This window comes from Rhizobium rosettiformans W3 (assembly GCF_004912135.1).
Classification (GTDB): Bacteria; Pseudomonadota; Alphaproteobacteria; order Rhizobiales; family Rhizobiaceae; genus Allorhizobium; species Allorhizobium rosettiformans.
Genome location: NZ_STGU01000001.1, coordinates 651,827 through 673,709, shown reverse-complemented (window position 1 = coordinate 673,709; position 21,883 = coordinate 651,827). Strand labels below are relative to the sequence as shown.

General features: G+C 62.0%; 14 protein-coding genes, 1 tRNA gene and 1 pseudogene. 12 read left to right on the top strand and 4 right to left on the bottom strand.

Features of this window, described 5'->3' with window-relative positions; all coding sequences use genetic code 11:
- Positions 1–406 precede the first annotated feature (406 nt).
- The 3 genes from FAA86_RS03180 to FAA86_RS03170 all read left to right on the top strand — a co-directional run bounded on the left by FAA86_RS03180 (position 407) and on the right by FAA86_RS03170 (position 3,382).
- Positions 407–483: transfer RNA gene (locus tag FAA86_RS03180), tRNA-Arg, on the top strand.
- Positions 484–729: 246 nt separating this feature from the next.
- The gene (locus tag FAA86_RS03175; protein ID WP_136538307.1) at positions 730–2,466 is read left to right on the top strand and encodes an AMP-binding protein; all 1,737 of its coding nucleotides are present in this window, start codon (positions 730–732) and stop codon (positions 2,464–2,466) included.
- A gap of 16 nt (positions 2,467–2,482) precedes the next feature.
- Entirely contained in the window at positions 2,483–3,382 is a 900-nt protein-coding gene (locus tag FAA86_RS03170; protein WP_136538306.1) for a bile acid:sodium symporter family protein, read from the top strand.
- Positions 3,383–3,584: 202 nt separating this feature from the next.
- On the opposite strand, the gene FAA86_RS03165 is transcribed toward FAA86_RS03170, so the two are convergent.
- Positions 3,585–8,720, bottom strand: coding sequence for a beta strand repeat-containing protein (locus tag FAA86_RS03165; RefSeq protein ID WP_136538305.1), 5,136 nt, complete (start codon positions 8,718–8,720; stop codon positions 3,585–3,587).
- Between the two features lie 599 nt (positions 8,721–9,319).
- On the opposite strand from FAA86_RS03165, the gene FAA86_RS03160 reads away from it, so the two are divergent.
- The 6 genes from FAA86_RS03160 to FAA86_RS03135 all read left to right on the top strand — a co-directional run bounded on the left by FAA86_RS03160 (position 9,320) and on the right by FAA86_RS03135 (position 16,730).
- Positions 9,320–11,362 carry an O-linked N-acetylglucosamine transferase, SPINDLY family protein gene (locus FAA86_RS03160; RefSeq protein ID WP_136538304.1) on the top strand — a complete coding sequence of 681 codons (2,043 nt, stop codon included), beginning with the start codon at positions 9,320–9,322 and terminating at the stop codon, positions 11,360–11,362.
- A gap of 133 nt (positions 11,363–11,495) precedes the next feature.
- Positions 11,496–12,230: a hypothetical protein gene (locus tag FAA86_RS03155; protein ID WP_136538303.1), complete on the top strand. Its 735-nt coding sequence runs from the start codon at positions 11,496–11,498 to the stop codon at positions 12,228–12,230.
- A 42-nt stretch (positions 12,231–12,272) separates the two neighbouring features.
- Positions 12,273–13,526, top strand: a complete 1,254-nt coding sequence (locus FAA86_RS03150; protein WP_167494863.1) for a DUF6250 domain-containing protein — start codon at positions 12,273–12,275, stop codon at positions 13,524–13,526.
- 116 nt (positions 13,527–13,642) lie between these two features.
- Positions 13,643–14,800, top strand: a complete 1,158-nt coding sequence (gene glf / locus FAA86_RS03145; protein ID WP_136538302.1) for a UDP-galactopyranose mutase — start codon at positions 13,643–13,645, stop codon at positions 14,798–14,800.
- A 13-nt stretch (positions 14,801–14,813) separates the two neighbouring features.
- A complete protein-coding gene (gene galE, locus FAA86_RS03140; protein ID WP_136538301.1) occupies positions 14,814–15,803 on the top strand; it encodes a UDP-glucose 4-epimerase GalE in 990 nt (329 codons plus the stop codon).
- A gap of 126 nt (positions 15,804–15,929) precedes the next feature.
- Positions 15,930–16,730 (top strand): ion transporter, encoded by an 801-nt coding sequence (locus FAA86_RS03135; RefSeq protein WP_136538300.1) that lies wholly within the window; start codon positions 15,930–15,932, stop codon positions 16,728–16,730.
- A gap of 24 nt (positions 16,731–16,754) precedes the next feature.
- On the opposite strand, the gene FAA86_RS03130 is transcribed toward FAA86_RS03135, so the two are convergent.
- The gene (locus tag FAA86_RS03130; RefSeq protein ID WP_136538299.1) at positions 16,755–18,377 is read right to left on the bottom strand and encodes an ABC-F family ATP-binding cassette domain-containing protein; all 1,623 of its coding nucleotides are present in this window, start codon (positions 18,375–18,377) and stop codon (positions 16,755–16,757) included.
- A gap of 171 nt (positions 18,378–18,548) precedes the next feature.
- On the opposite strand from FAA86_RS03130, the gene FAA86_RS03125 reads away from it, so the two are divergent.
- Together FAA86_RS03125 and FAA86_RS03120 are read left to right on the top strand one after the other, a co-directional pair.
- Complete coding sequence (locus tag FAA86_RS03125) at positions 18,549–18,938, top strand: globin domain-containing protein (protein WP_113459739.1); 390 nt, start codon at positions 18,549–18,551, stop codon at positions 18,936–18,938.
- 5 nt (positions 18,939–18,943) lie between these two features.
- Positions 18,944–19,309 (top strand): DUF423 domain-containing protein, encoded by a 366-nt coding sequence (locus tag FAA86_RS03120; RefSeq protein WP_136538298.1) that lies wholly within the window; start codon positions 18,944–18,946, stop codon positions 19,307–19,309.
- A gap of 46 nt (positions 19,310–19,355) precedes the next feature.
- Here the strand turns inward: FAA86_RS03120 and FAA86_RS03115 are convergent, their stop codons facing one another.
- Both FAA86_RS03115 and FAA86_RS03110 read right to left on the bottom strand, forming a co-directional pair.
- Positions 19,356–19,742: a VOC family protein gene (locus FAA86_RS03115; RefSeq protein WP_136538297.1), complete on the bottom strand. Its 387-nt coding sequence runs from the start codon at positions 19,740–19,742 to the stop codon at positions 19,356–19,358.
- Between the two features lie 183 nt (positions 19,743–19,925).
- Positions 19,926–20,225 (bottom strand): annotated as a pseudogene (locus tag FAA86_RS03110) (DUF2325 domain-containing protein); the annotation flags it as partial.
- Positions 20,226–20,511: 286 nt separating this feature from the next.
- Here FAA86_RS03110 and FAA86_RS03105 point away from each other — a divergent pair.
- Positions 20,512–21,873: an NAD(P)-dependent oxidoreductase gene (locus FAA86_RS03105; RefSeq protein ID WP_136538295.1), complete on the top strand. Its 1,362-nt coding sequence runs from the start codon at positions 20,512–20,514 to the stop codon at positions 21,871–21,873.
- Positions 21,874–21,883 lie beyond the last annotated feature (10 nt).

The window sequence follows — 21,883 nt, the reverse complement described above, 5'->3', positions numbered from 1 at the left end:
AGCATCGTCCATGACTGAAAAGTCCAGCTTGGTCGTGTTGGGTATCAATTCATCCATGTTAAGTTCAGGCATTTCCCCGCCATCATCATTATGTCCCCTCAGAGAGCCATTACACGGGGCAATGACCTTCCTGCAACGATACTAACGGTTAAAACCGCTGCCACAAGGGCGCAAAGGCAACCGATTGGGCATGAAGCACCGTTTTTGAACATTTGCCGTTCATTTCCCCCAGGATTGGCTCCTTGTATCCTCGACAGCCGGGCATTTGATCATCTACCGACCATTTCGCCCACCACACGACAGGCAAGCGGGATACCGCCACGGCCAAACGCTTTTTCGGATTGATGCGCGCGAGCGACTGCGCTATGACCGCAATTGAAACGGCGAGTCAAAACCGCCTTCGGATGCACCCGTAGCTCAGCTGGATAGAGTGTTGGATTCCGATTCCAAAGGTCACAGGTTCGAATCCTGTCGGGTGCGCCATTCGCCAAATCCTCCCTCTCTTCGACTTACCGACAGCCGATCGGCATGCACGCGGCGCGCGATAACGCGGACGTGATGGGATTGGGCCGGCCTTGCACATCCAGAACGCCCGTCCGCGGGTGCCAAGCCCTCGAAATCGCTGGACTTTGACCAAAGACAAATTCATCCTTTCCCTGTTCCACGCCCTGCAGTTCAACGCAGGGCTGGAACGGCAAGGGCGCCGCAGAGCGCTTTCGGGGAGGAAACATGGAACACATCTTCACGCCGCCACGGCCGTGGCTGGCGGCCTATGGCACAAGCATTCCGCAGGAACTGGGAGACCTTCGCTACCGGAGCATCGCCGATCTGGTCGATCAATCCTGCGCTGCGAACGGTCCGCGCAAGGCGTTTACCTGCGTCGTACCGAACGGCATGAACGGCAGCCTGACCTATGCCGAGATCGGCGAGATGTCGGATGCCTTCGCCGCCTTCCTGCATCATGACTGCGGCCTGCGCGCCGGCGACCGGGTCGCCGTGCAACTGCCCAACGGCCTGCCCTACCCCGTCGTCGCCTTCGGCGTCTTCAAGGCCGGCTGCATCCTGGTCAACACCAACCCGCTCTATACGCCGAGCGAGATGGTCCACCAGTTCAATGATTCCGGTGCCAAGGCGCTGGTGATCGTCGACATGTTCGCCGACAAGCTGGCGGACGTCGTGCCGAAGACCGGCATACAGACGGTGGTCCTGGCAGGCGTGCCGGAATTCTTCCCCAAGCTGCCGGAGATCATCATCCGCGGCGTGCAGAAGGTCTGGAACAAGGTGCTGCCGCCGGTGCCGAAGCTGTCGGTCCCCGTCCTGCGGATCAAGGAGGCGCTGGCCAGGGGCCGCGCCCACCGGGCGGATGTGAAGGCCATGTGGGCGTCTTCCGGTCCGGACGACCTCGCGCTTTTGCAATATACCGGCGGCACCACCGGCGTCGCCAAGGGCGCCATGCTCACCCACGGCAACATCCTCACCAATCTCGATCAGGTGCGCGCGGTCTCCGGCGGTGTCATGGCCCGCGAGGACCAGGTGCTGACGGCACTGCCCCTCTATCATATCTTCGCCTTCACGGCGAACCTGATGACCTTCTTCGAACTGGGTGCCCGCAACATCCTGATCCCCTCGCCGCGCCCGGTGCAGAACCTGCAGCGCGCCATCGAAAACTATCCGATCACCTGGATCACCGGCGTCAACACGCTGTTCAACGGCCTGATGAACGAGGAATGGTTCGCCGCCTATCCGCCCCGGAAGCTGCGTGCAGCCATTGCCGGCGGCACGGCGCTGCATGAGGCGGTCGCCACCCGCTGGCGGGTGATGACGGGAACCCCGATCGCGGAAGGTTACGGCCTGAGCGAAACCTCGCCGCTCGTCAGCTTCAATCCGCTGGACGACCGGGCACGAGCCGGCAGCATCGGCATCCCGGTGCCGGGCTGCGACGTGATCCTGGTCGATGCCGACGGCAAGCAGGTGCCGCCCGGCGAACCGGGCGAACTCTTGGTGCGTGGCCGCCAGGTCATGCAAGGCTACTGGCAGCGCCCCGACGAGACTGCGACTGCCCTGCAGAACGGATGGTTTGCGACCGGCGATATCGCCGTCATGGACGGGCAAGGCTTCCTCAAAATCGTCGACCGCAAGAAGGATCTGGTGCTCGTCTCGGGCTTCAACGTCTATCCCAATGAAGTCGAAGACGCGCTCGCCAAGATGGATGCGGTGCTCGAAGCCGCCGTCGTGGCGATCCCCGATGCGAAGACCGGTGAAGCGGTGCGCGCCTATGTGGTGAAGAACCCCGATCACGAGGGCGACCTGACGGAAGACGCGATCCGCAGCCACTGCAAGACGCTGCTCAGCGACTACAAGGTGCCGAAATCCATCGTTTTCCGCGACGCCCTGCCCAAGACGCCGATCGGCAAGATCCTGCGCAAGGATCTGAAGGCCGAAGTGCTGGCAGAATTCAAGAAGTGAGCGGAGGGCAAAGACCATGTTGACAGAACTTGAAACCACCCTGCTCGGCATCATGATGATGGTGATCATGCTGGGCATGGGCGCGTCCATGACCTGGCGCGACTTCTTCATCGCCTTCCGCAAGCCCAAGGGCATTCTGGTCGGCCTCTTCAGCCAGTATCTCATCATGCCGTTTCTCGGCTATGCCCTCGCTCTGGCGCTGGGCCTGCCCGCCGGCATGGCGGCCGGCCTCATTCTGATTGCCTGCATGCCGGGCGGTACCACCAGCAACATCTTCGCCTATTTCTCCAAGGGCGTGCTGGCGCTGTCGATCATGATGACGACGGTCTCGACGCTGGTGGCCGTCGTCACGGTCCCATTCCTGCTCAGCTTCTACAGCGGGCTCGCCGGTCTCGGCGGCGACTACGTGATCCCGGCCGGCAATGTCGCGCAGGTGCTCGTGGTCCTCCTGGTCCCGACCGTGCTCGGCATGTTCCTGCGCAAGATGAACGCCAATGCCGGCGCCACGATCGAGATGATCGGCTCGCTGCTCGGCGTGGTCGTCATCCTCTTCTTGATCGGCTCCTGGGTGCCACGCAATTACCAGATGCTGCTCGACACCCCCTTCCCCGTCTATGTCGCAGCGATCGGGATCGGCCTGACCGGCATGTTGTTGGGCTACTGGCTGGCCCGCGCCCTGCGCCAGGACGCCAACCGCTCGCGCACCATCAGCCTGGAAACCGGCATCCAGAACGGTCCGCTGGCAGCCCTGATCGTGACCCTCTCCTTCACCGGCACGCAACAGCAGGAGGTCCTGTTCATCCCGATCCTCTACAGCCTGTTCATCGTGATCACCTCTTCCGTCATCACGCTCTGGTATAGAAGGACGGCAACCGAAGAGGCTCTTGCCCGGGACATGGCGAAGGTCAGGGCTTGAGGCGAACGGACGGAGGCTGATGCTGCCGGCAGAACAGAAGCTCGTCGCGACACCACCGTCCCACCGCGATACCCATTAGCCACCGCAACAAACGCCTCGACGTATTGAGTACTCTCGGCGCAGACAAAGAAAAACCCCGCCCTTTCAGGCGGGGTTTGTTGTTTCAGGAGTTCGATCGTCGAACTCGGTATACTCAGGGCAATCAGATCGCCTGGTAGGCGGCGATGATGGCCGTGACCTGATCCGAGTTCATGGCCTGGATCTGGGCGGTGGTGATGGCCTGCAACTGGTCGGTTTCCAGCTCGCTGATGTCGGAGGTCGAGAGACCGGCGATCGCTGCCGTGGTGATGGCGGCGATGTCATCAGTGGAGAAGGTATCCAGATCTTCGCTCGACAGCGCGCTGATGGCGGCCGAGTTCAGTGCTGCAACCTGAGCCGAAGTCAGAGCCTCGATCTGATCGCTGGTCATTGCGACCAGCTGATCGGTCGTCAGGGATCCGACAGCCCGCGAGCCGAGTGCCGCAACCTGTTCGGTCGAGAAGGACACCAGACCATCGGTCGAGAGGTTCTGGACCTGCGCCGACGTCAGGGCACCGATCTGAGCCGTGGAGAACCCGTCGATCTGTGCAGAAGTCAGGCTTCCGACCTGAGCCGACGTCAGGGCCGCCACCTGGGCTCCCGTCAGTCCTGTTAGCTGCGCGGATGTCAGGGCCCCGAGGTTCTCGGTCGACAGGGCTGCAATCGTCCGCGTGCTCAGGAGAGCAAGTTCACTCGAGTCGAAGGTCGCCATGTCTTCGGTCTGCAGGCCGGCGATGGCACCCGTGCTGAGCGCAGCGAGCTGGCCGGTCGACAGAACGCCGATCTGGGCGGAGGTCAGTGCGGTGACCTGATCAGACGTCAGGCTTGCAAAGACCCGCGTTCCGAGAGCCGCGATCTGCTCGGTCGAGAACGAAGCGAGGTTCGCAGTCGACATGGCCGCAACCTGCGCGCTGGTCAGAGCACCGACCTGAGCCGTATCGAACCCGTCGATGTCATCCGTGGTCAGCACACCGATCTGAGCGGTCGTGACAGCAGCCACCTGAGCGGTGGTGAGACCTGCAAGCTGTGTCGAGGTGAGAGCCGCGAAGTTCTCGGTCGACATGGCTGCCAGAGCCCGTGAGTTGAGGGCTGCGACATCCGTCGGTGCGAAGGTTGCGACATCCTCAGTGGCCAGACCCGCAATACCTGCAGAGCTGATGGCTGCCAGCTGAGCCGTCGACAGAAAGTCGAACTGGCTGGAGGTCATGGCGGCGATCTTGTCGGAGGTCAGGCTCGCGATACCGGCCGTTGCGATGCCAGGCAGCTGATCCGAGGTCAGCGCTGCCAGGCTCTCGGTGGACAGTGCGGCGATCTGGGTCGACTTCAGAGCCGCCAGCTGGCCAGAGTTCAGTCCGGCAATCGTGGCGCTGTCGAGCGTTGCGACCTGCGCAGTCGTCAGGGCGGCAACCTGAGCCGTCGTCAGACCAGCGAGCTGGGCCGAGCCGAGGGCGGCAAAGTTGTCGGTGCTCAGAGCAGCGATTGCCCGCGTCTGAAGAACCCCAAGCTCTGCGGAGTCGATGGTGGCGAGATCGTCAGTACCGAGGCCTGCGACCGCTGCCGAGCTCAGCTGCGAGAGCTGGGCCGTGGAGAGAGCCGCAAACTGTGCGGTATCCAGGGCACTGATCTGAGCCGAGGTCAGAGAACCAACGGCGCGGCTGCTGATGGCGGCAACCTGGTCGGTATCGAGACCGGCAACGGCGTCAGCCGAGAGACCGCTGATCGCTGCAGACGAGATCACGGCGATTTCGTCCGTCGAGAAGGTCGCGATGTCGTCAGAAGACAGGGCAGCCAGGTCGGCAGAGCTGAGCGAAGAGATCTGGCTGGAGGTCAGAGCCTCAACCTGAGCCGTGCTCATCGCCGCCAGCTGATCCGCGGTCAGGGCACCCACGGCGCGGGAATTGAGCGACGCGACCTGCTCTGTGGACAGGGATGCGATGTTGTCCGTCGACAGGGCGACGATCTGCTGAGAGGTCAGGACGCCAGTCTGGGTCGCCGTCAGACCATCAATCTGAGCCGAGGTGAGGACACCGAGCTGAGCGGTCGTCAGCGAAGCAACCTGCGCCGTCGTCAGGCCGGACAGCTGGAGGCTGTCGAGCGAGGCGATGTTGTCGGTCGAGAGCGCCGCGATGGCTCGCGAGTTCATGACCGCAAGGTCAGCGGAGTCCAGGCCATCAAGGTCTGCCGAAGAGAGACCCGCGACTGCTGCGCTGGAGAGGGCAGCAAGCTGACCCGTCGTCAGGACAGCCACCTGATCGGAGGAGAGTGCCGCCACCGCATCAGAACCGAGAGCAGCGACTGCCCGGGTGTTGATCGCAGCGACCTGATCGGACGACAGCGAGGCCAGGGCATCCGTGGTCAGGGCACGAACCTGAGAGCTGGAGAGCATGGCCACCAGAGCCGACGTAAGGCCATCGATCTGGTCACTGACCAGGGTCGCGACTTGCGCCGTGGTGAGAGCCGCCATCTGGCTGGTCGTCAGACCCGACAGCTGAGCGGAGTCGAGTGAGGCGATGTTGGCGGTCGACAGCGCCGCGAGGGCACGGGAGTTCAGGGCAGCCAGATCAGCCGAGGCGAAGCCATCGAGGTCTTCGGTCGCCAGACCGGCAACGGCTGCGCTCGAGAGAGCTGCCAGCTGTCCGGTGGTCAGAACGCCCACCTGGTCGGAGGAGAGAGCAGCGATCGCGTCAGAGCCAAGGGCGGCAATAGCGCGGCTGCTGAGGGCCACCACCTGATCGGTGGTGAACGATGCGAGCGCATCGGTGCTCAGAGCGCGAACCTGCGAGCTGGAGAGCAGCGCCACCAGATCCGTCGACAGGCCATCGAGCTGGTCGCTGTCGAGAACACCAACCTGGGCGGTCGTCAGGGCGCCAAGCTGTGCCGAGGTCAGGCCCGAGATCTGAGCCGAGTCGAGCAGGGCGATGTTGTCGGTCGACAGAGCCCCGATGGCGCGGCTGCTGAGGACCGCGATCTCTGCGGAGCTCAGTGTGCCGATGGCATCCGAGTTCAGGCCGCGGATGGCAGAGGACGTCAGCGTTGCAAGCTGGCCGGTCGAGAGAGCTGCGAACTGAGCCGAGTCGAGCACATTCAGCTGATCGGACTTCAGCGAAGCGGTGGCGCGAGTGCTGATTGCAGCCAGCTGATCGGTGCTGAGCGAAGCAACTGCATCCGTCGACAGAGCCGCGACCTGCTGGGAAGACAGCGCACCGATCTGGTCGCTGGTGAAGCCATCCAGCTGATCGCTGTCGAGCGAGCCGATGATGGCCGTCGAGAGAGCCGCGATCTGCGAGGACGTCAGGCCAACGAGCTGGCCGGAGGTGAGCGTTGCAAACTTGTCGCTGGAGAGAGCTGCAAGCGAGCGCGACTGCAGGGCGGCAAGATCGGCGGAGTCGAAGGTTGCGAGATCTTCGGTCTCAAGGGCGCGAGCGGCGGCCGAATTGATGGCAGCGAGCTGACCGGTCGACAAGGCGGCGATCTGCGTCGATGTCATCGCGGCGATCTGGGTGCTGTCGAGAGCAGCCACGGCGCGTGTGTTGATGGAGGCGATCAGGTCGGTCGACAGGTTGCCGATGACGGCCGAGGTGATGCCGCGGATGGCAGCAGAGCTCAGCGAAGCGAATTCTTCGGTGCTGAAGGTGCCGAGATCGGCAGACGACAGGGCCGCAAGGTCGGAAGATGTGAGAGCCGCGATCTGGGCCGACGAAAGGGCCTGGATCTGGTCGGTGCTCATCGCTTCGAGCTGAGCGGTCGTCAGGGCGGCGACGGCGCGGCTGCTGAGGGCAGCAACCTGCTCGGTCGAGAGCGAGGCAACATTGTCGGTGCCGAGTGCGATAACCTGCGACGAGGTCAATGCTGCGACCTGAGAGGTGCTCAGACCGTCGATCTGGTCGCTGTCGAGAACGGCGACCTGGGCCGTCGTCAGCGCGCCGATCTGAATGCCGGACAGTGCCGTCAGCTGAGCGGACGTCAGCGCAGCGACGTTGTCGGTCGACAGGGCAGCCAGGCTGCGGGAATTGAGCGAAGCAAGGTCGGCGGAGTCGAAGGTTGCGACATCTTCGGTTGCGAGACCCTTCACGGCAGCCGAGCTGAGAGAAGCGAGCTGCGTGGTGGTCAGAGCGGCAACCTGATCGCTGCCAAGGGCTGCGACCTTTTCAGAGGTCAGAACCGAGATAACGCGGGTGCTCAGGCTTGCAACCTGTTCGGTCGAGAGCGATGCAAGCGTATCCGTGCTCAAAGCGCGCATCTGGGCGCTGGTCAGTCCAACGAGCTGGGCAGTGGTGAGGCCATCAGCCTGTGCAGAGCTTAGGGTCGCGATCTGCGCGGTGGTGAGAGCGCCGATCTTGGCGGCCGTCAGGCCGACCATCTGGGCGGAGTCGAGAGAAGCAAAGGCCTCGGTGGACAGAGCAGCCAGCGATCTGGAAGAAAGAGCGGCGACGCCGTCGGAGGAAAGCGTATCGATATCATCAGAGCCGAGGCCCTTGACAGCCGCCGAGCTGAGAGCGGCGAGCTGGCCGGTGCTCAGGACATCAACCTGATCCGTGGACAGGGCGGCAACCTGAGTAGAGGACAGAACCGCGACGGCGCGGCTGCTCAGAGTAGCGATCTGGTCGGTGGTGAAGGATGCAAGGTTGGCAGAAGACAGGGCCGTCATCTGACGCGAGGTCAGGGCCGAGACCTGCGTCGGGGTCAGGCCATCGATCTGGGCGGTCGTCAGGTTGGCGATGACCGTGGTCGAGAGCGAAGCAATCTGCGCAGTGGTCAGGCCGGAGATCTGGTCGCTGTCGAGAGCAGCGAAGCTGGCGCTCGAAAGGCCAGCCAGAGCGCGCGTACTGAGAACGGAGAGTTCGGCAGAGGTGAGCGTTTCGATGTCTGCGGCTTCGAGGCCGGCCAGTGCCAAGCTGCCGAGGGCGGTGAGCTGAGCGGTCGAAAGCGCATCAAACTGTTCCGAGCTCAGCGCGTTCACCTGCGCGGAAGAGAGGGCGCCGAGGGTACGGCTGCTGAGGCCGACCATCTTGGCGCTGTCGATGACGGCGAGCTGGTCGATCGTCAGGCCACGAACCGCGACGCTCGAGAGCGCGCCGAGCTGGCTGGTGCTGAGGCTGTCGAAATCGTCAGTCTGCAGAGCACCGATCTGAGAGGAAGAAAGGGCCGCCACCTGAGCCGTGCTCAGGGCCGCCACGTCGTCGCTGGTGAAGTTGGCGATCGTCGCGGTGGAAAGCGACCTGATCTGGGAAATGCTCAGAGAAGAGATAATCGAAGTCATGTGACGCGCGCCTTCAACGTTTGCGGTTGGCCGTTGCATTCCTTGCCACCGGTCGGGGGAGCACGTCAGGTGCCTCACCGCGCGACCTCGGGAGCATCCTGCGCCCTCAGTGGCTGCTATCCGCACGCAAGCGCAGGTCAATCGCGCTCTTGTACGGTGTCCTTGCGGACGTAAGTCTTTGGTGGAACATGGCTCGACCGAGCCTGACGGTGGAGAGGGCATCATGCAGCAGAGGTGATCTCTGCTTCCCACACCTTTTAAGGTTCATTCCCGGGACCGGGAGGCGAACCTTGTCACATCGATTCGCAAACAGACGGATGCGATGAGACGAGTCCTGCCCAGATGATTAGGGCTCACAGTCTAATTTTCTATTAACAGACCGCAGTGGAACTCATGGGTCTATTCTTGGCCCCACACGACTTCGGGCGCCTCTTTCCTAGGATGCTATCCCCCAACATCAGGTGATTTGGCAAGTCCTAAGATAAGACGGGGCACGACTACGCAAGCCCAAAGCAAGCTAAGCAATCTAGCTGTTGTCGAAACGCCGCTGCGCGGGAACGAAACCTGGCCTGCCAAGGCCGACAACAGATGTGATGTCGATGGTGATACATACAGCATTCGCCCCGGAGCAGAACGCACAGCTTTCAGCAGCAACGGAGAAGGCAAGACGCCAGAAGCTCTCGCTGCTCGAAGTGCTGCAGCTTGCCGAGCAGTGGGGCGCGGCCGGCCAGCTGGCACTTGCGGCTGAACTCTACAAAACCTGGACGGCCTTCAACGACCAGAGCCCCCTGCTGCATCTCGCCTTCTTCAACTACTCCGTCATCCTCAAGCAACTCGGCGACACCGCCGGCGCCATCAACGCCTTGAAGGCGGCACTGAAGGCGGCGCCCCTGATGGGTCAGGCACACATCAATCTCGGACGGACTTACGAAGACTGCGGCCTCGGGGCCCAGGCGATCCAGCAATGGCGCAGCTTCGTCGACGCGACCAACGAGATTACCCCGGACAAATCGGTGCATCGCCTGATGGCGCTGCAGCACATCGGACGCGTGATGGAAGGCGCGAACCTTCTTGAAGATGCCGAGACCGCCCTGTGGCAGGCAATCGAGCTTCGGCCCGACAAGCCGGAAGCCGGCCAGCACTGGATCTCGGTGCGCCAGCATCAGTGCAAATGGCCCGTCGTCCAGGGCTCCGAATTCGTCACCAAGCGGCAGATGCTCGATTCGATATCGCCTCTGCCGCTGGCCTGCTACGCCGACGACCCGATCTACCAGATGGCCAAGGCCTATCGTTACTACAAGATGCTCGCCGGTCGGCCTGACCCCGCACATCTCAACAAGCCCGAGCCGCGCAAGAAGACCGGCACCGGCCAGCGTCTGCGCATCGGCTACGTGTCCTCGGACCTGCGCGACCACGCCGTCGGCTTCGCATTGAGCGAAGTACTGGAACTGCACGACAAGACCTCCGTCGAGGTCTACGCCTACTACATCGGCGAGGCGCGAACGAACGACGCGACACAGACCCGCATGAAAGCCGTGATCGACGTCTGGCGCGACATCACCGCAATGTCGGATCTCGATGCGGCAAAGCAGATCATGGCCGACCAGATCGACATCCTGATCGACGTCAACGGCTACACCAAGCTCGCCCGTACCAAGATCTTCTCCTACCGCCCTGCCCCGGTCATCGTGAACTTCTGCGGTTATCCGGGCACCATGGCGAGCCCGGTGCACCAGTACATCATCGCTGACGAGCAGATCATTCCGCCGGGCAATGAACTGTATTACACGGAAAAGGTCCTCTATATCCCGTGCAACCAGCCGGTCGACCGCAAGCGCGTGATCGGTCCGCGTCCGGCGCGCGCCGAATATGGCCTTCCCGGGGATGCTTTTGTCTTTGCCTGCTTCAACGGCATGCAGAAGATCACCGCCGCCGTCTTCACCCGTTGGATGGCGATCCTGACCGCCACGCCCGGCAGCATCCTCTGGCTCCTCGGCGGCTCGGATGCGGTCAACCAGCGTCTGCGCGATCTGGCAGCATCCGCCGGCGTGGACCCGAACCGCATCTACTTTGCCTCCAAGGTCCCCAATCCGAACCACCTCGCCCGCATCGCGATTGCGGACCTGTTCCTCGACAGCTTCCCCTACGGCGCGCACTCCACCGCGTCCGACGCACTGACCATGGGCCTTCCGGTTCTCACGGTTCCCGGCAAGAGCTTCGCCTCACGCTTCTGCAGCAGCATCGTCAAATCGGCCGGCGTGCCTGAACTGATCTGCGCCACACCGGACGACTATGTGCGCAAGGCGGTCGCTCTGGCCAAGGACAAGGCAGGTCTCGCTCAGATCCGCAACTCGCTGCAGGCGCAGCGCGACACCTGCGCCCTGCGCGACATCCCCCGCCTCGTGCGCCGTCTGGAAGAACTGTATTGGCAGATGCAGGGCGAGCGGGAACGCGGCGAGACGCCGGTACCGGATCTCTCCAACATGGAAATGTATTACGAGATCGGCACGGACGTGATGCTGGCCGAGGTCGAGTTCGAAGACGAAGCGAGCTATCGCAAGCGCTACACCGACCAGATCCAGAACTGGCACGATTTCCATCCCGTTGCGCATGACACGCGCCTGTGGCCGTCACGGTCCTGAATTCAAGCGGCGCCGCTTTGCTGGCGCCCCTTGCTTTCCGGCCGAAGCGGGGTCCGGGCACCGCCTGCAATTCTCTACTTGATACATAATTGTCCGCGGTCCGTAAGACCGCTTTCGAGAGGCCCGGAACACCATGCTGGAAAAATATCAGCACTATGAGACACTGGTCGGAGAAGTCGAAAACACCATCGCGAAGATCCACGCGCTTCCGCTCGCTCGGTGCTACGATACCAAGTATCTTGAGCACGAATTCATCCCGAGCCTCGGCTTGAACAACGAGAGCCTTGAGCAGCAGCCGGCAGAGCTCGGCCCTTATTTCGGCAAGGGCCTACACCTGTGGCAATATCCTTCACAGCTCGCCCATTATCTCGTCTGGCTCGCCCATAGCGCCCGCGACATCCGTACCTATTCCGAGATCGGCTGCCGTTGGGGCGGCACCTTCATCCTCGTCAACGAATGGCTGAAGAAGATCGGCGCACCGCTTGAGTTTTCGCTGGCGGTCGACCCGATCGACCCCACCCCCTTCGTGAAGAAGTACATCGAGATCTCCTCGACGCCCGTCCACTACATCAAGAACTTCTCCACCTCCCAGGAGGTGATCGATTACATGTCGATGCTGAAGCCTGAAATGGTCTTCATCGATGGCGATCATACACTCCAGGGCGTAATGTTTGACCACTTGCTGGTGCGCAAGACGGCCAGCATCATCGTCCATCACGATATCGCGTCCCAGGCCTGCCCCGGCACTTCGGTGTTCTGGAGCTATGTGAAACAGGCCGAGTCGGATTTCTATGCCTGGGAATTTACCCAGCAATACGCATCCGTGTCCGGAAACTTCCTCGGCATCGGCGCACTGAAGCGCCTTTGATCCCGAGGACCGTCCATCAGTTGCCGCTTCCAAGAGGAATACATGGCGCCCGTCATACTCGTTACATTCGCCGGCCGCGAACACCGCATGCAGATACTCAACAGCTATGTCCGGAAGGCCATGGCCGACGGCCTGATCGACGAATGGCATATCTGGGATTTCACCCGTTCGCAGGCGGACCACGAGTGGGTGACCCGCGAGTTCGGCCCGCTGCGCTACATGGGCGATGCGGTGAGCTATCAGGCTTGCGGCACGGCAACCTCCCGTGCGCCGCTGCGGCTGGAAGCCCGGATCACCAATGACCTGCACATCGCGCTTCTGCCGAAGCATGAGCCGGACGCCTTCTATGAGATCGTGGTCGGCGGCTGGAACAATCTGCAATGTGTGGTGCGCAAGGGCCCGCGCGAGCGCCTTAATGATCCCGACAGAAGCGACGCGGAGCTCACCTGGGCCAAGCTGACCCCGAGCGTCCTGTCGCCGGGCCGTGACAACGAGGTCATCCTCTCCGTCGATCCGGATGGAACCCCTGAACTGATGGTCAACGGTGTGGTGCTTGGCCGGTGGCCCGAGGTATCGGTTCCTGAAGGGGCAGATGTCATGATCCGGGGTGGCTGGGGTTCTGCGCTCGAGCTTTGCCACGTGAATGCACCGGTCCGCCGCTATATCGGCAATCCGGGCGAGCAGATGCCTTATTTCCAGGCCTATCAATATTACGCGAGACGGCTTTCCGATTTCGCCGACGCACTCTTTCTGAAATGCGATGATGATATCGTCTATGTTGATCTCGATCGGCTCGCCGGCTTCATCGATCATCGCCGCAAGAACCCGCACTACTTCGTCACCTCCGCCAACGTCGTGAACAACGGCGTCTGCGCCTACTTTCAGCAGGCCTCGGGCGCTCTGCCGACATCACTTGGCCATTTCGAGCGTCCACCGGGCGGATTCGGCGGCACCCTGTGGACCGACCCGGACAAGGCCAACAAGCTGCACGACTTTTTCCTTGCCGCTCCGAAGAAGGAATTGCCGCTGCCTGCAAAGGTGGTCGATTGGCAGGAACGCCAGTCGATCAATTTCATCGCCTGGCTCGGCCGCGATCTGCAGCACATGGCGCTCGCCAAAGGCGACGACGAGAAGATGCTGACGGTCGACCTCCCGGCCTTTCTCGGACGGCCCACCTGCATCTATTCCGACTTTACCGTCAGCCATCTGAGCTTCGGACCGCAGGAGCAGGGCGTTGACGTCAATCGGCTGATTACCGCCTACGATGCGCTGATGCGCGAGAAACTGGCGGTCTGACGGGCTTCAAGAACTGACCGGCGGGTCACCGCCGGACGATCTGCAATAGGCGAGATGCGGCAGGCGAGAATGCTGGAACCGTGGCCGCCCTCCGGAAATCGAGGAACATCCAACTGATGGCACAGGGTCAGAAAATCGGAATTGTCGGCGCGGGTCTTTCCGGCGCAGTCATTGCCCGGGAACTCGCAGAAGCCGGCTTTGACGTCGAGGTCTTCGACGCGCGCGAGCATATCGGCGGCAACTGCCACACCGAGCGCGATGCCGAGACCGGCGTCATGGTCCACATCTATGGTCCGCACATTTTCCATACCGACGACGCGGAAGTCTGGGACTATGTCAACAGCTATCAGACCTTCCTGCCCTACAAAAACCGGGTAAAGACAACGAGCCAGGGTCAGGTCTATTCGCTGCCGGTTAACCTGCACACGATCAACCAGTTCTTCGGCAAGACCTTCCGCCCCGACGAGGCGCGCGCCTTCATCGAGGAGCAGGCAGACAAGACCATCACCGATCCTCAGACCTTCGAGGAGCAGGCACTGCGCTTCGTCGGTCGCGACCTCTACGAAGCCTTCTTCAAGGGCTATACCGAAAAACAGTGGGGCTGCTCGCCGACCGAACTGCCCGCCTCGATCCTGAAGCGCCTGCCCGTGCGCTTCAACTATGACGACAACTACTTCTTCCACAAATTCCAGGGCATGCCGGAAAACGGCTATACCGACATGATCGAGAAGATCTTCGACCATCCGAAGATCAAGGTCACGCTCGGCCATCGCTTCGATCCGCGCGCGCCGCATGATTATGCCCATCTCTTCTATTCCGGTCCGCTCGACGGTTACTTCGGCTATGAATTCGGCCGCCTCGGCTATCGCACGCTGGACTTCGAGCGCTTCACCTACCAAGGCGATTACCAGGGCTGTGCCGTCATGAACTACGGCGATGCATCGCTGCCGTATACCCGTATCACCGAACACAAGCATTTCTCGCCCTGGGAAAGCCACGAGGGCTCGGTCTGCTACCGCGAATTCTCCCGCGCTTGCGGCGAGGACGACATCCCCTACTACCCGATCCGCCTCGTTGAGGAGAAGGCGCAGCTTGCCGACTATGTCGACCGCGCCAACCAGGAGAAATCCGTCACCTTCGTCGGGCGTCTGGCGACCTATCGCTATCTCGACATGGACGTGACGATCCGCGAGGCCCTCGACACCGCCCGCCTCTTCCTTTCAAAGTCGAGGGAGCAGGCAGAGATGCCCGCTTTCGTCCACGCCCCGCTCTGATGCGAGAATGACCATGACTGCCACCCCCATCCTCGTTGTCGGCGGCGCCGGCTATATCGGCTCCCACACCTGCCTCGCCCTCTCCGAGCGCGGCTATCTGCCGGTCGTCTACGACAACTTCACCTCGGGCCATCCGGAATTCGTCAAATGGGGCCCAGCTGAACAGGGCGATATCAGGGACAAGGCGCGGCTGAAGGAAGTGCTGGCAAAATACCAGCCGAAGGCCGCGATGCATTTCGCCGGCCTGATCGAGGTCGGCCAGTCCTTCAAGGAGCCGGAGCACTTCTACGACGTGAACGTCTCGGGCACGCTCAGCCTGCTGCAGTGCCTGAGTGAAGCCGATATCCGCAACTTCGTCTTCTCCTCGACCTGCGCCACCTATGGTGCGCCGGACTATCTGCCGCTCGACGAGAAGCACGGCCAGAAGCCGATCAATCCTTACGGCCGCACCAAGCACATCGTCGAACAGGCGCTGGGTGACCTGAACCTCTGCGGCCGCATGCGCTCCGTCATGCTGCGCTATTTCAATGCCGCCGGCGCCGATTTCGAAGGCCGCATCGGCGAGTGGCATTCGCCCGAAACCCACGCCATTCCGCTCGCCATCGAGACGGCGCTGGGTCGTCGCGAGTTCTTCTCGATCTTCGGCGAAGATTATGACACCCGCGACGGCACCTGTATCCGCGACTATATCCACGTCAACGATCTCGCCGACGCCCATGTCCGCGCCGTCGAATATCTGCTGAACGGCGGCGAGACGATCGCCATCAACCTCGGCACCGGCAACGGCACGACCGTCAAGGAACTGATCGAGGCGATCGAGACGGTCTCCGGCCGTCCGTTGCCCGTCAAGCGGACCGACCGCCGACCGGGCGATCCGCCCGGCCTCGTGGCCAGCAACGCCCTTGCCCGCGAGGTTCTCGGCTGGGATCCAAAGCATGGCATCGACGACATCATACGCTCTGCCTGGAAGTGGCATTCGACCTTCAATGGCCATTCCGACTAGGCACGAAGAGCTACTCCACGATCTTCCCCAAAAAGGCGCGTGAGCGGCCCTTTCCGCGTGAAGTGGGCGCTTGACGCGCCTTATTCCATCGGCTTTTCGTCGTGCAGTTTTCTTCGGAGCCTTACCATGCGCGACAAGCTGAAAAAGATCCTCTCCTCGAACGAGTGGGAGCGGTTCATCATTGCCATCATTCTGATCAACTCGGTCACGCTGGGTCTCGAGACGTCACCCGAGATCATGCAGATGATGGGGCCGGTGCTGCTGACGATCGACCGTGCCATTCTGACGATCTTCGTGGTCGAGATCGCCGCGCGGCTCTACACCTTCCGGCTCGCCTTCTTCCGCGATCCCTGGAGCATCTTCGACTTCTCGATTGTCGCGATCGCGCTCATTCCGGCAACCGGACCGTTCCAGGTGCTGCGCGCGCTGCGCATCCTGCGTCTGCTCCGCCTGATCTCGATCGTGCCCTCGCTGCGCCGGGTCATCGGCGGCCTGATTTCCGCCCTGCCCGGCATGGGTTCGATAATCGTGCTGCTCTTCATGCTGTTCTATGTCTCGGCCGTCATGGCGACCAAGCTTTACGGCGAAAGCTTCCCCGATTGGTTCGGAAACCTCGGCGCGTCCACCTACTCGCTCTTCCAGATCATGACGCTCGAAAGCTGGTCGATGGGCATTGTCCGACCGGTCATGGAGGTCCATCCCTATGCCTGGATGTTCTTCGTGCCCTTCATCCTGCTCAGCACCTATTCGGTGCTGAACCTCTTCATCGGTGTGATCGTCTCGGCGATGCAGGAACAGAGCATGGCCGACACGGATGCCGACCTGAAGACGCTGCATGTCGACAATGCCGATCTGCTCCGGGAGATGCAGGCGCTGCGATCGGAGATCGCGGCCTTACGCGCAGAAAGAAGCGCCACCGGCGCCTAAGTCACCGACAAGCGACGTCGGGCCTCAGCTCCTGAGGCCCGGCGCCTCATGGCCGGTGCGCTCGACATATTCGGTATAGCCGCCGCCATACTGGAAGACGCCTTCGGGCGTCAGTTCCAGCACCCGGTTCGACAGGGCCGCAAGGAAATGGCGGTCGTGGCTGACGAAGAGCATGGTGCCTTCGAACTGCGACAAGGCCTTGATCAGCATTTCCTTGGTGTCGAGATCGAGGTGGTTGGTCGGCTCATCGAGGACCAGGAGGTTCGGCGGGTCGAACAGCATCATCGCCATGACCAGACGGGCCTTCTCGCCGCCCGAGAGCACCCGGATCCGCTTTTCGATATCATCGCCGGAAAAGCCGAAGCAGCCCGCAAGCGCACGCAGCGGGGCCTGACCGGCGCGCGGGAAGCTCGTTTCCAGCATCTCGAAGATCGTCATCTCGCCATCGAGCACGTCCATGGCATGCTGGGCGAAATAGCCCATCTTCACGTTGGCACCGATTGCGACAGTGCCTTCGTCCGGCTTCGAATCGCCCGCAACCAGCTTCAGGAGCGTCGATTTGCCTGCCCCGTTGATGCCCATGATGCACCAGCGCTCCTTGCGCCGGACGATGAAGTCGAAGCCGTCATAGATCACCTTGTCGCCGTAACGCTTGGAGACGCCCTTGACGCTGACCACGTCTTCGCCGGAACGCGGGGCCGGCTGGAATTCGAAGGCCACCACCTGACGGCGCTTCGGCGGCTCGACGCGGTCGATCTTCTCGAGTTTCTTCACCCGGCTCTGTACCTGTGAGGCATGGCTGGCGCGCGCCTTGAAGCGCTCGATGAACTTGATCTCCTTGGCGAGCATCGCCTGCTGGCGCTCGAACTGCGCCTGCTGCTGCTTCTCGTTCTGCGCCCGCTGGCCCTCATAGAATTCATAGTCGCCGGAATAGCTGTTGAGCTGCCCCGCATCGATCTCGATGATCTTGGTGACGATGCGGTTCATGAACTCGCGGTCATGCGAGGTCATCAGCAGCGCGCCGTCATAGTTTTTAAGGAACTGCTCGAGCCAGATCAGGCTTTCGAGGTCGAGATGGTTCGACGGTTCGTCGAGCAGCATCACGTCGGGGCGCATGAGCAGGATGCGGGCAAGTGCCACGCGCATCTTCCATCCCCCGGAGAGGGCGCCGACATCGCCGTCCATCATGGTCTCGGAGAAGGAGAGACCGGCCAGCACCTCACGCGCCCTGCCCTCCAGACCGTAGCCGTCGAGTTCTTCGTAGCGCGCCTGCACCTCGCCATAGCGCTCGATGATCGCGTCCATCTCGTCCATGCGATCCGGATCGACCATGGCGGCCTCCAGCTCGCGCAACTCGGCGGCAACGATGCTGACCGGCCCTGCCCCGTCCATCACCTCCGCCACGGCCGAGCGGCCGGACATCTCACCGACATCCTGGCTGAAATAGCCGATGGTGACACCCTTATCGACCGAGACCTGCCCCTCGTCCGGCTGCTCGTGGCCGATGATCATCCGGAAGAGCGAGGTCTTGCCCGCGCCGTTCGGCCCGACAAGGCCGATCTTCTCACCCCGGTTCAAGGCGGCGGATGCCTCGATGAAGAGGATGCGGTGGCTGAGCTGCTTGGAGATGTTTTCGATGCGGATCATGGACAAGGTGCCTGCTGGAAATCGGCGCCCTTATGGCATGTCGAAGGCTTGATGTCCCCTGCTTTTCTGAAGGAACAGATGCGCAGCTGCGCCGGATTGCCACGCAGGGTGCTCGTCGGTTGCAACAGCGCGCCGAAAGCGCGAAAAGACCTCACCTGAGGACGACACAGCATGAGCGACGAGACAATTACCCTTTATGAAGCGATTGGCGGAGACCCGACCGTCAAGGCACTCACGCGCCGCTTCTACGAATTGATGGACACTCTCCCCGAGGCAGCCCATTGCCGGGCCGTGCATCCGCCGGATCTGACGGGCAGCGAAGAGAAATTCTACGAATATCTCACCGGTTATCTCGGCGGCCCGCCGATCTATATGCAGAAGCGTGGCCACCCGATGCTCCGGCGTCGCCATTTCGTCGCCGAGATCGGCCCGGTCGAGCGCGACGAATGGCTCTTGTGCTTCCGCCGGGCGCTCGACGAAACCGTGGAGCATCCGAAGCTGCGCGAGATCATCTGGCCGCCCATCGAAAAGCTCGCCTTTCACATGCAGAACAAGGAATGACCCAGATGGCGATGATCCGGGACAACCGCTGGGCGGCAGTCGCTGCCGGACTGATCGGCGCGGCCGGGGTCGGCCTTGCCGCCGCGGCAAGCCACGCAGGCGGCGAGGCTTTGCTACGACCCGCCTCGACCATTTGCCTCGCCCATGCGCCGGCATTGCTCGCGCTCTCCCTTGCAGGCGAGCGGCTGAGGCTGTCAGGTCTGGGGGCTTTGGGGATGACGCTGGGGACGGCGCTCTTCGCCGGCGATCTCGTTGCTCGTCATTTCGCAGGCACGGGTCTTTTCCCCATGGCTGCGCCAACAGGCGGCATGACGCTCATCGCATCCTGGCTTCTGTTGGCGGTGGGTGCAGCAATGTCGAGACGAAGCTGAGCCTCCGCTGGAAGCTCAGCGGAAGCCTGAAAGCACTTGAAAAGACTCAGTGCGCGAGCGCGGGCGCGCCCATGCCGGAGAACATCAGAAGGTTTCCGTGCGGGTCACGCACGTGGAAACGGATGCTGCCATCCTGGCAGTCGGCCGGGCGGATGGCCTCGATCCCACGGTCGCAGAAATCGCGATAGATCTCGGCCGGCGCATCGGCGCGGAAGAAGACCGAGCTATTCTGGCACTGGAGGGGATCGTCACTCAACCAGAAATGGAGCTCCATGCCGTCTCGACGGACCACGAGATAATCGAGGCCGTCGAAGCCGACATCTTCGAAACCGAGATACTCGACGTAAAAATTGCGTGTTTCGGCAAAATTCAGGGAGGGGAGGATCGGGACTGCGTTGAGGATCGTCTTCGCAACGGGAGGCTGGACGTTCATGCGGAAAGTTCCTCTGTTTCCCGCATGAGACTGGCTCAGGAAACGTCTACGACCGGGCGTTGGCGTTCCGCTGCCATCTGGGCGCGGGAAAATCGATGATAAGGGCGGGGGCCCGGTTCACATTGACGTACTTGGGTGCGGACTTTCGTTCATACAAGCCCGGCAAAGTGACGATTTCACAATTTTGCAACCGCTCTTCACGCGCAGACACGCATCGTGACTGATACAGTCGATAGGGCAGAAGACGCAGTCGACAGAGGGAAGCACTGTGTCGATACGCGATACCGCTTCACGTAAACCCCCATCATGGTGAATTAGTTCCGCACCAAAATTGCTGGCGATCTGTCGCAGATGCGCGACCTGGCAATCGCGGCCGCCGACATAGAGAAAACTGCGCACTTCTGCCTGGGTTTTCTGTGCGACGGATTGAGCCGAAACCTCGCTTCCGGTCCTCTTCTGTCCCTGCTTTTTCTTCTTCGCCATGACGTCTCGTCTCCTCGAATCCGATCTTCGGCGGCGCTTCGCCATCCCTCTGCGGAGAGGCATACAAAACATGACTAATCGAGTAAAGTATATAGTTGACGATTTCTGTCATGTTTTCACAGCAAGCTGTACCGCGCCTCGGGTTCCTGGGAGATTTGACAGGGGTCAACTATCCCGCATTCTCAGGGCCTGGAGCCTCAAAAACTCAAATTTTTACCGTTTGATAAAACTTTGATCCTGAGTTACGCTTCCCTGCATCGCTTCGAATATAAAAGAGGGAACTGCGATGCGAAGACTGGAACCGGGCCTGAAGGCCGGGCGGCTTGACGCTGCCGATTATGCAAAGAATTTCTCCGACCTGCATCCACGCTTCGGCGACCACGAGGCCCTCGTCGCCTCCGACCGATGCTACTTCTGTCATGACGCGCCCTGCATGACGGCCTGTCCCACCGCCATCGATATCCCGATGTTCATTCGGCAGATATCGACTGGCAATCCGATCGGCGCCGCCAAGACCATCTTCGACCAGAACATTCTCGGCGGCATGTGCGCCCGCGTCTGTCCGACCGAAACGCTCTGCGAAGAGGCCTGTGTGCGCAACACGGCGGAAGAGCGCCCGGTCGAAATCGGCCGCCTGCAACGTTACGCCACGGATATCGCCATCGAAGAAGGCCGCCAGTTCTATCGCCCGGCCGCCTCCACCGGTCGCACGGTGGGGATCGTGGGGGCCGGCCCTGCAGGCCTTGCCGCCGCCCATCGGCTGGCCATGCACGGCCACCAGGTCACCATCTACGAAGCCCGCGAAAAGGCCGGCGGCCTCAACGAATACGGCATCGCCGCCTACAAGACGCCCAATGACTTCGCCCAGAAGGAAGTCGATTACATCCTGTCACTCGGCAATATCGATGTGCTCGACGGCCAGATGATGGGCCGCGATTTCACCCTCGCCGATCTCCAGGCCAAGCACGACGCCGTTTTCATCGGCGCCGGGCTCGGCAACGTCAACGGGCTGAACATCCCCGGCGCCAAGATCAACGGTGTGCTCGACGCGGTCGAATTCATCGCCCATCTGCGCCAGGCCAGCGACAAGGCCGACGTTCCTGTCGGCCGTGACGTTGTCGTCATCGGCGGCGGCATGACCGCGATCGATGCGGCGGTCCAGGCCAAGCTTCTCGGCGCGGAGAATGTCACGATCTGCTACCGCCGTGGCAAGGAGCACATGAACGCTTCCGAGTTCGAGCAGGATCTCGCGACCTCGAAGGGCGTTCACATCCGCCACTGGCTGCAGCCGAAGGAAGTCGCTCATCACGGCGGCCACTGCTCTGCGATCACCTTCGAATACACCCACCTCGAAAACGGCCTGATGAAGGGCACCGGCCATACGACCGAGATCAAGGCGGACCAGATCCTCGTCGCGATCGGCCAGAAACTGGATGGTCAGGGGCTGGACGGTCTGAAGGTTGAAGGCGGCAAGATCGCCATCGACGCCGAAGGCCGCACCTCGATCCCGGGTGTCTGGGCCGGCGGCGACTGCGCCTTCGGCGGCCAGGACCTGACGGTCTCCGCCGTCGCCATGGGCCGCGATGCCGCCGAAAGCATCAACCGCTCTCTCGCCGTTGCAACGGCGGGCGTGAGCGCAGTCGCATGACGCACCCGCT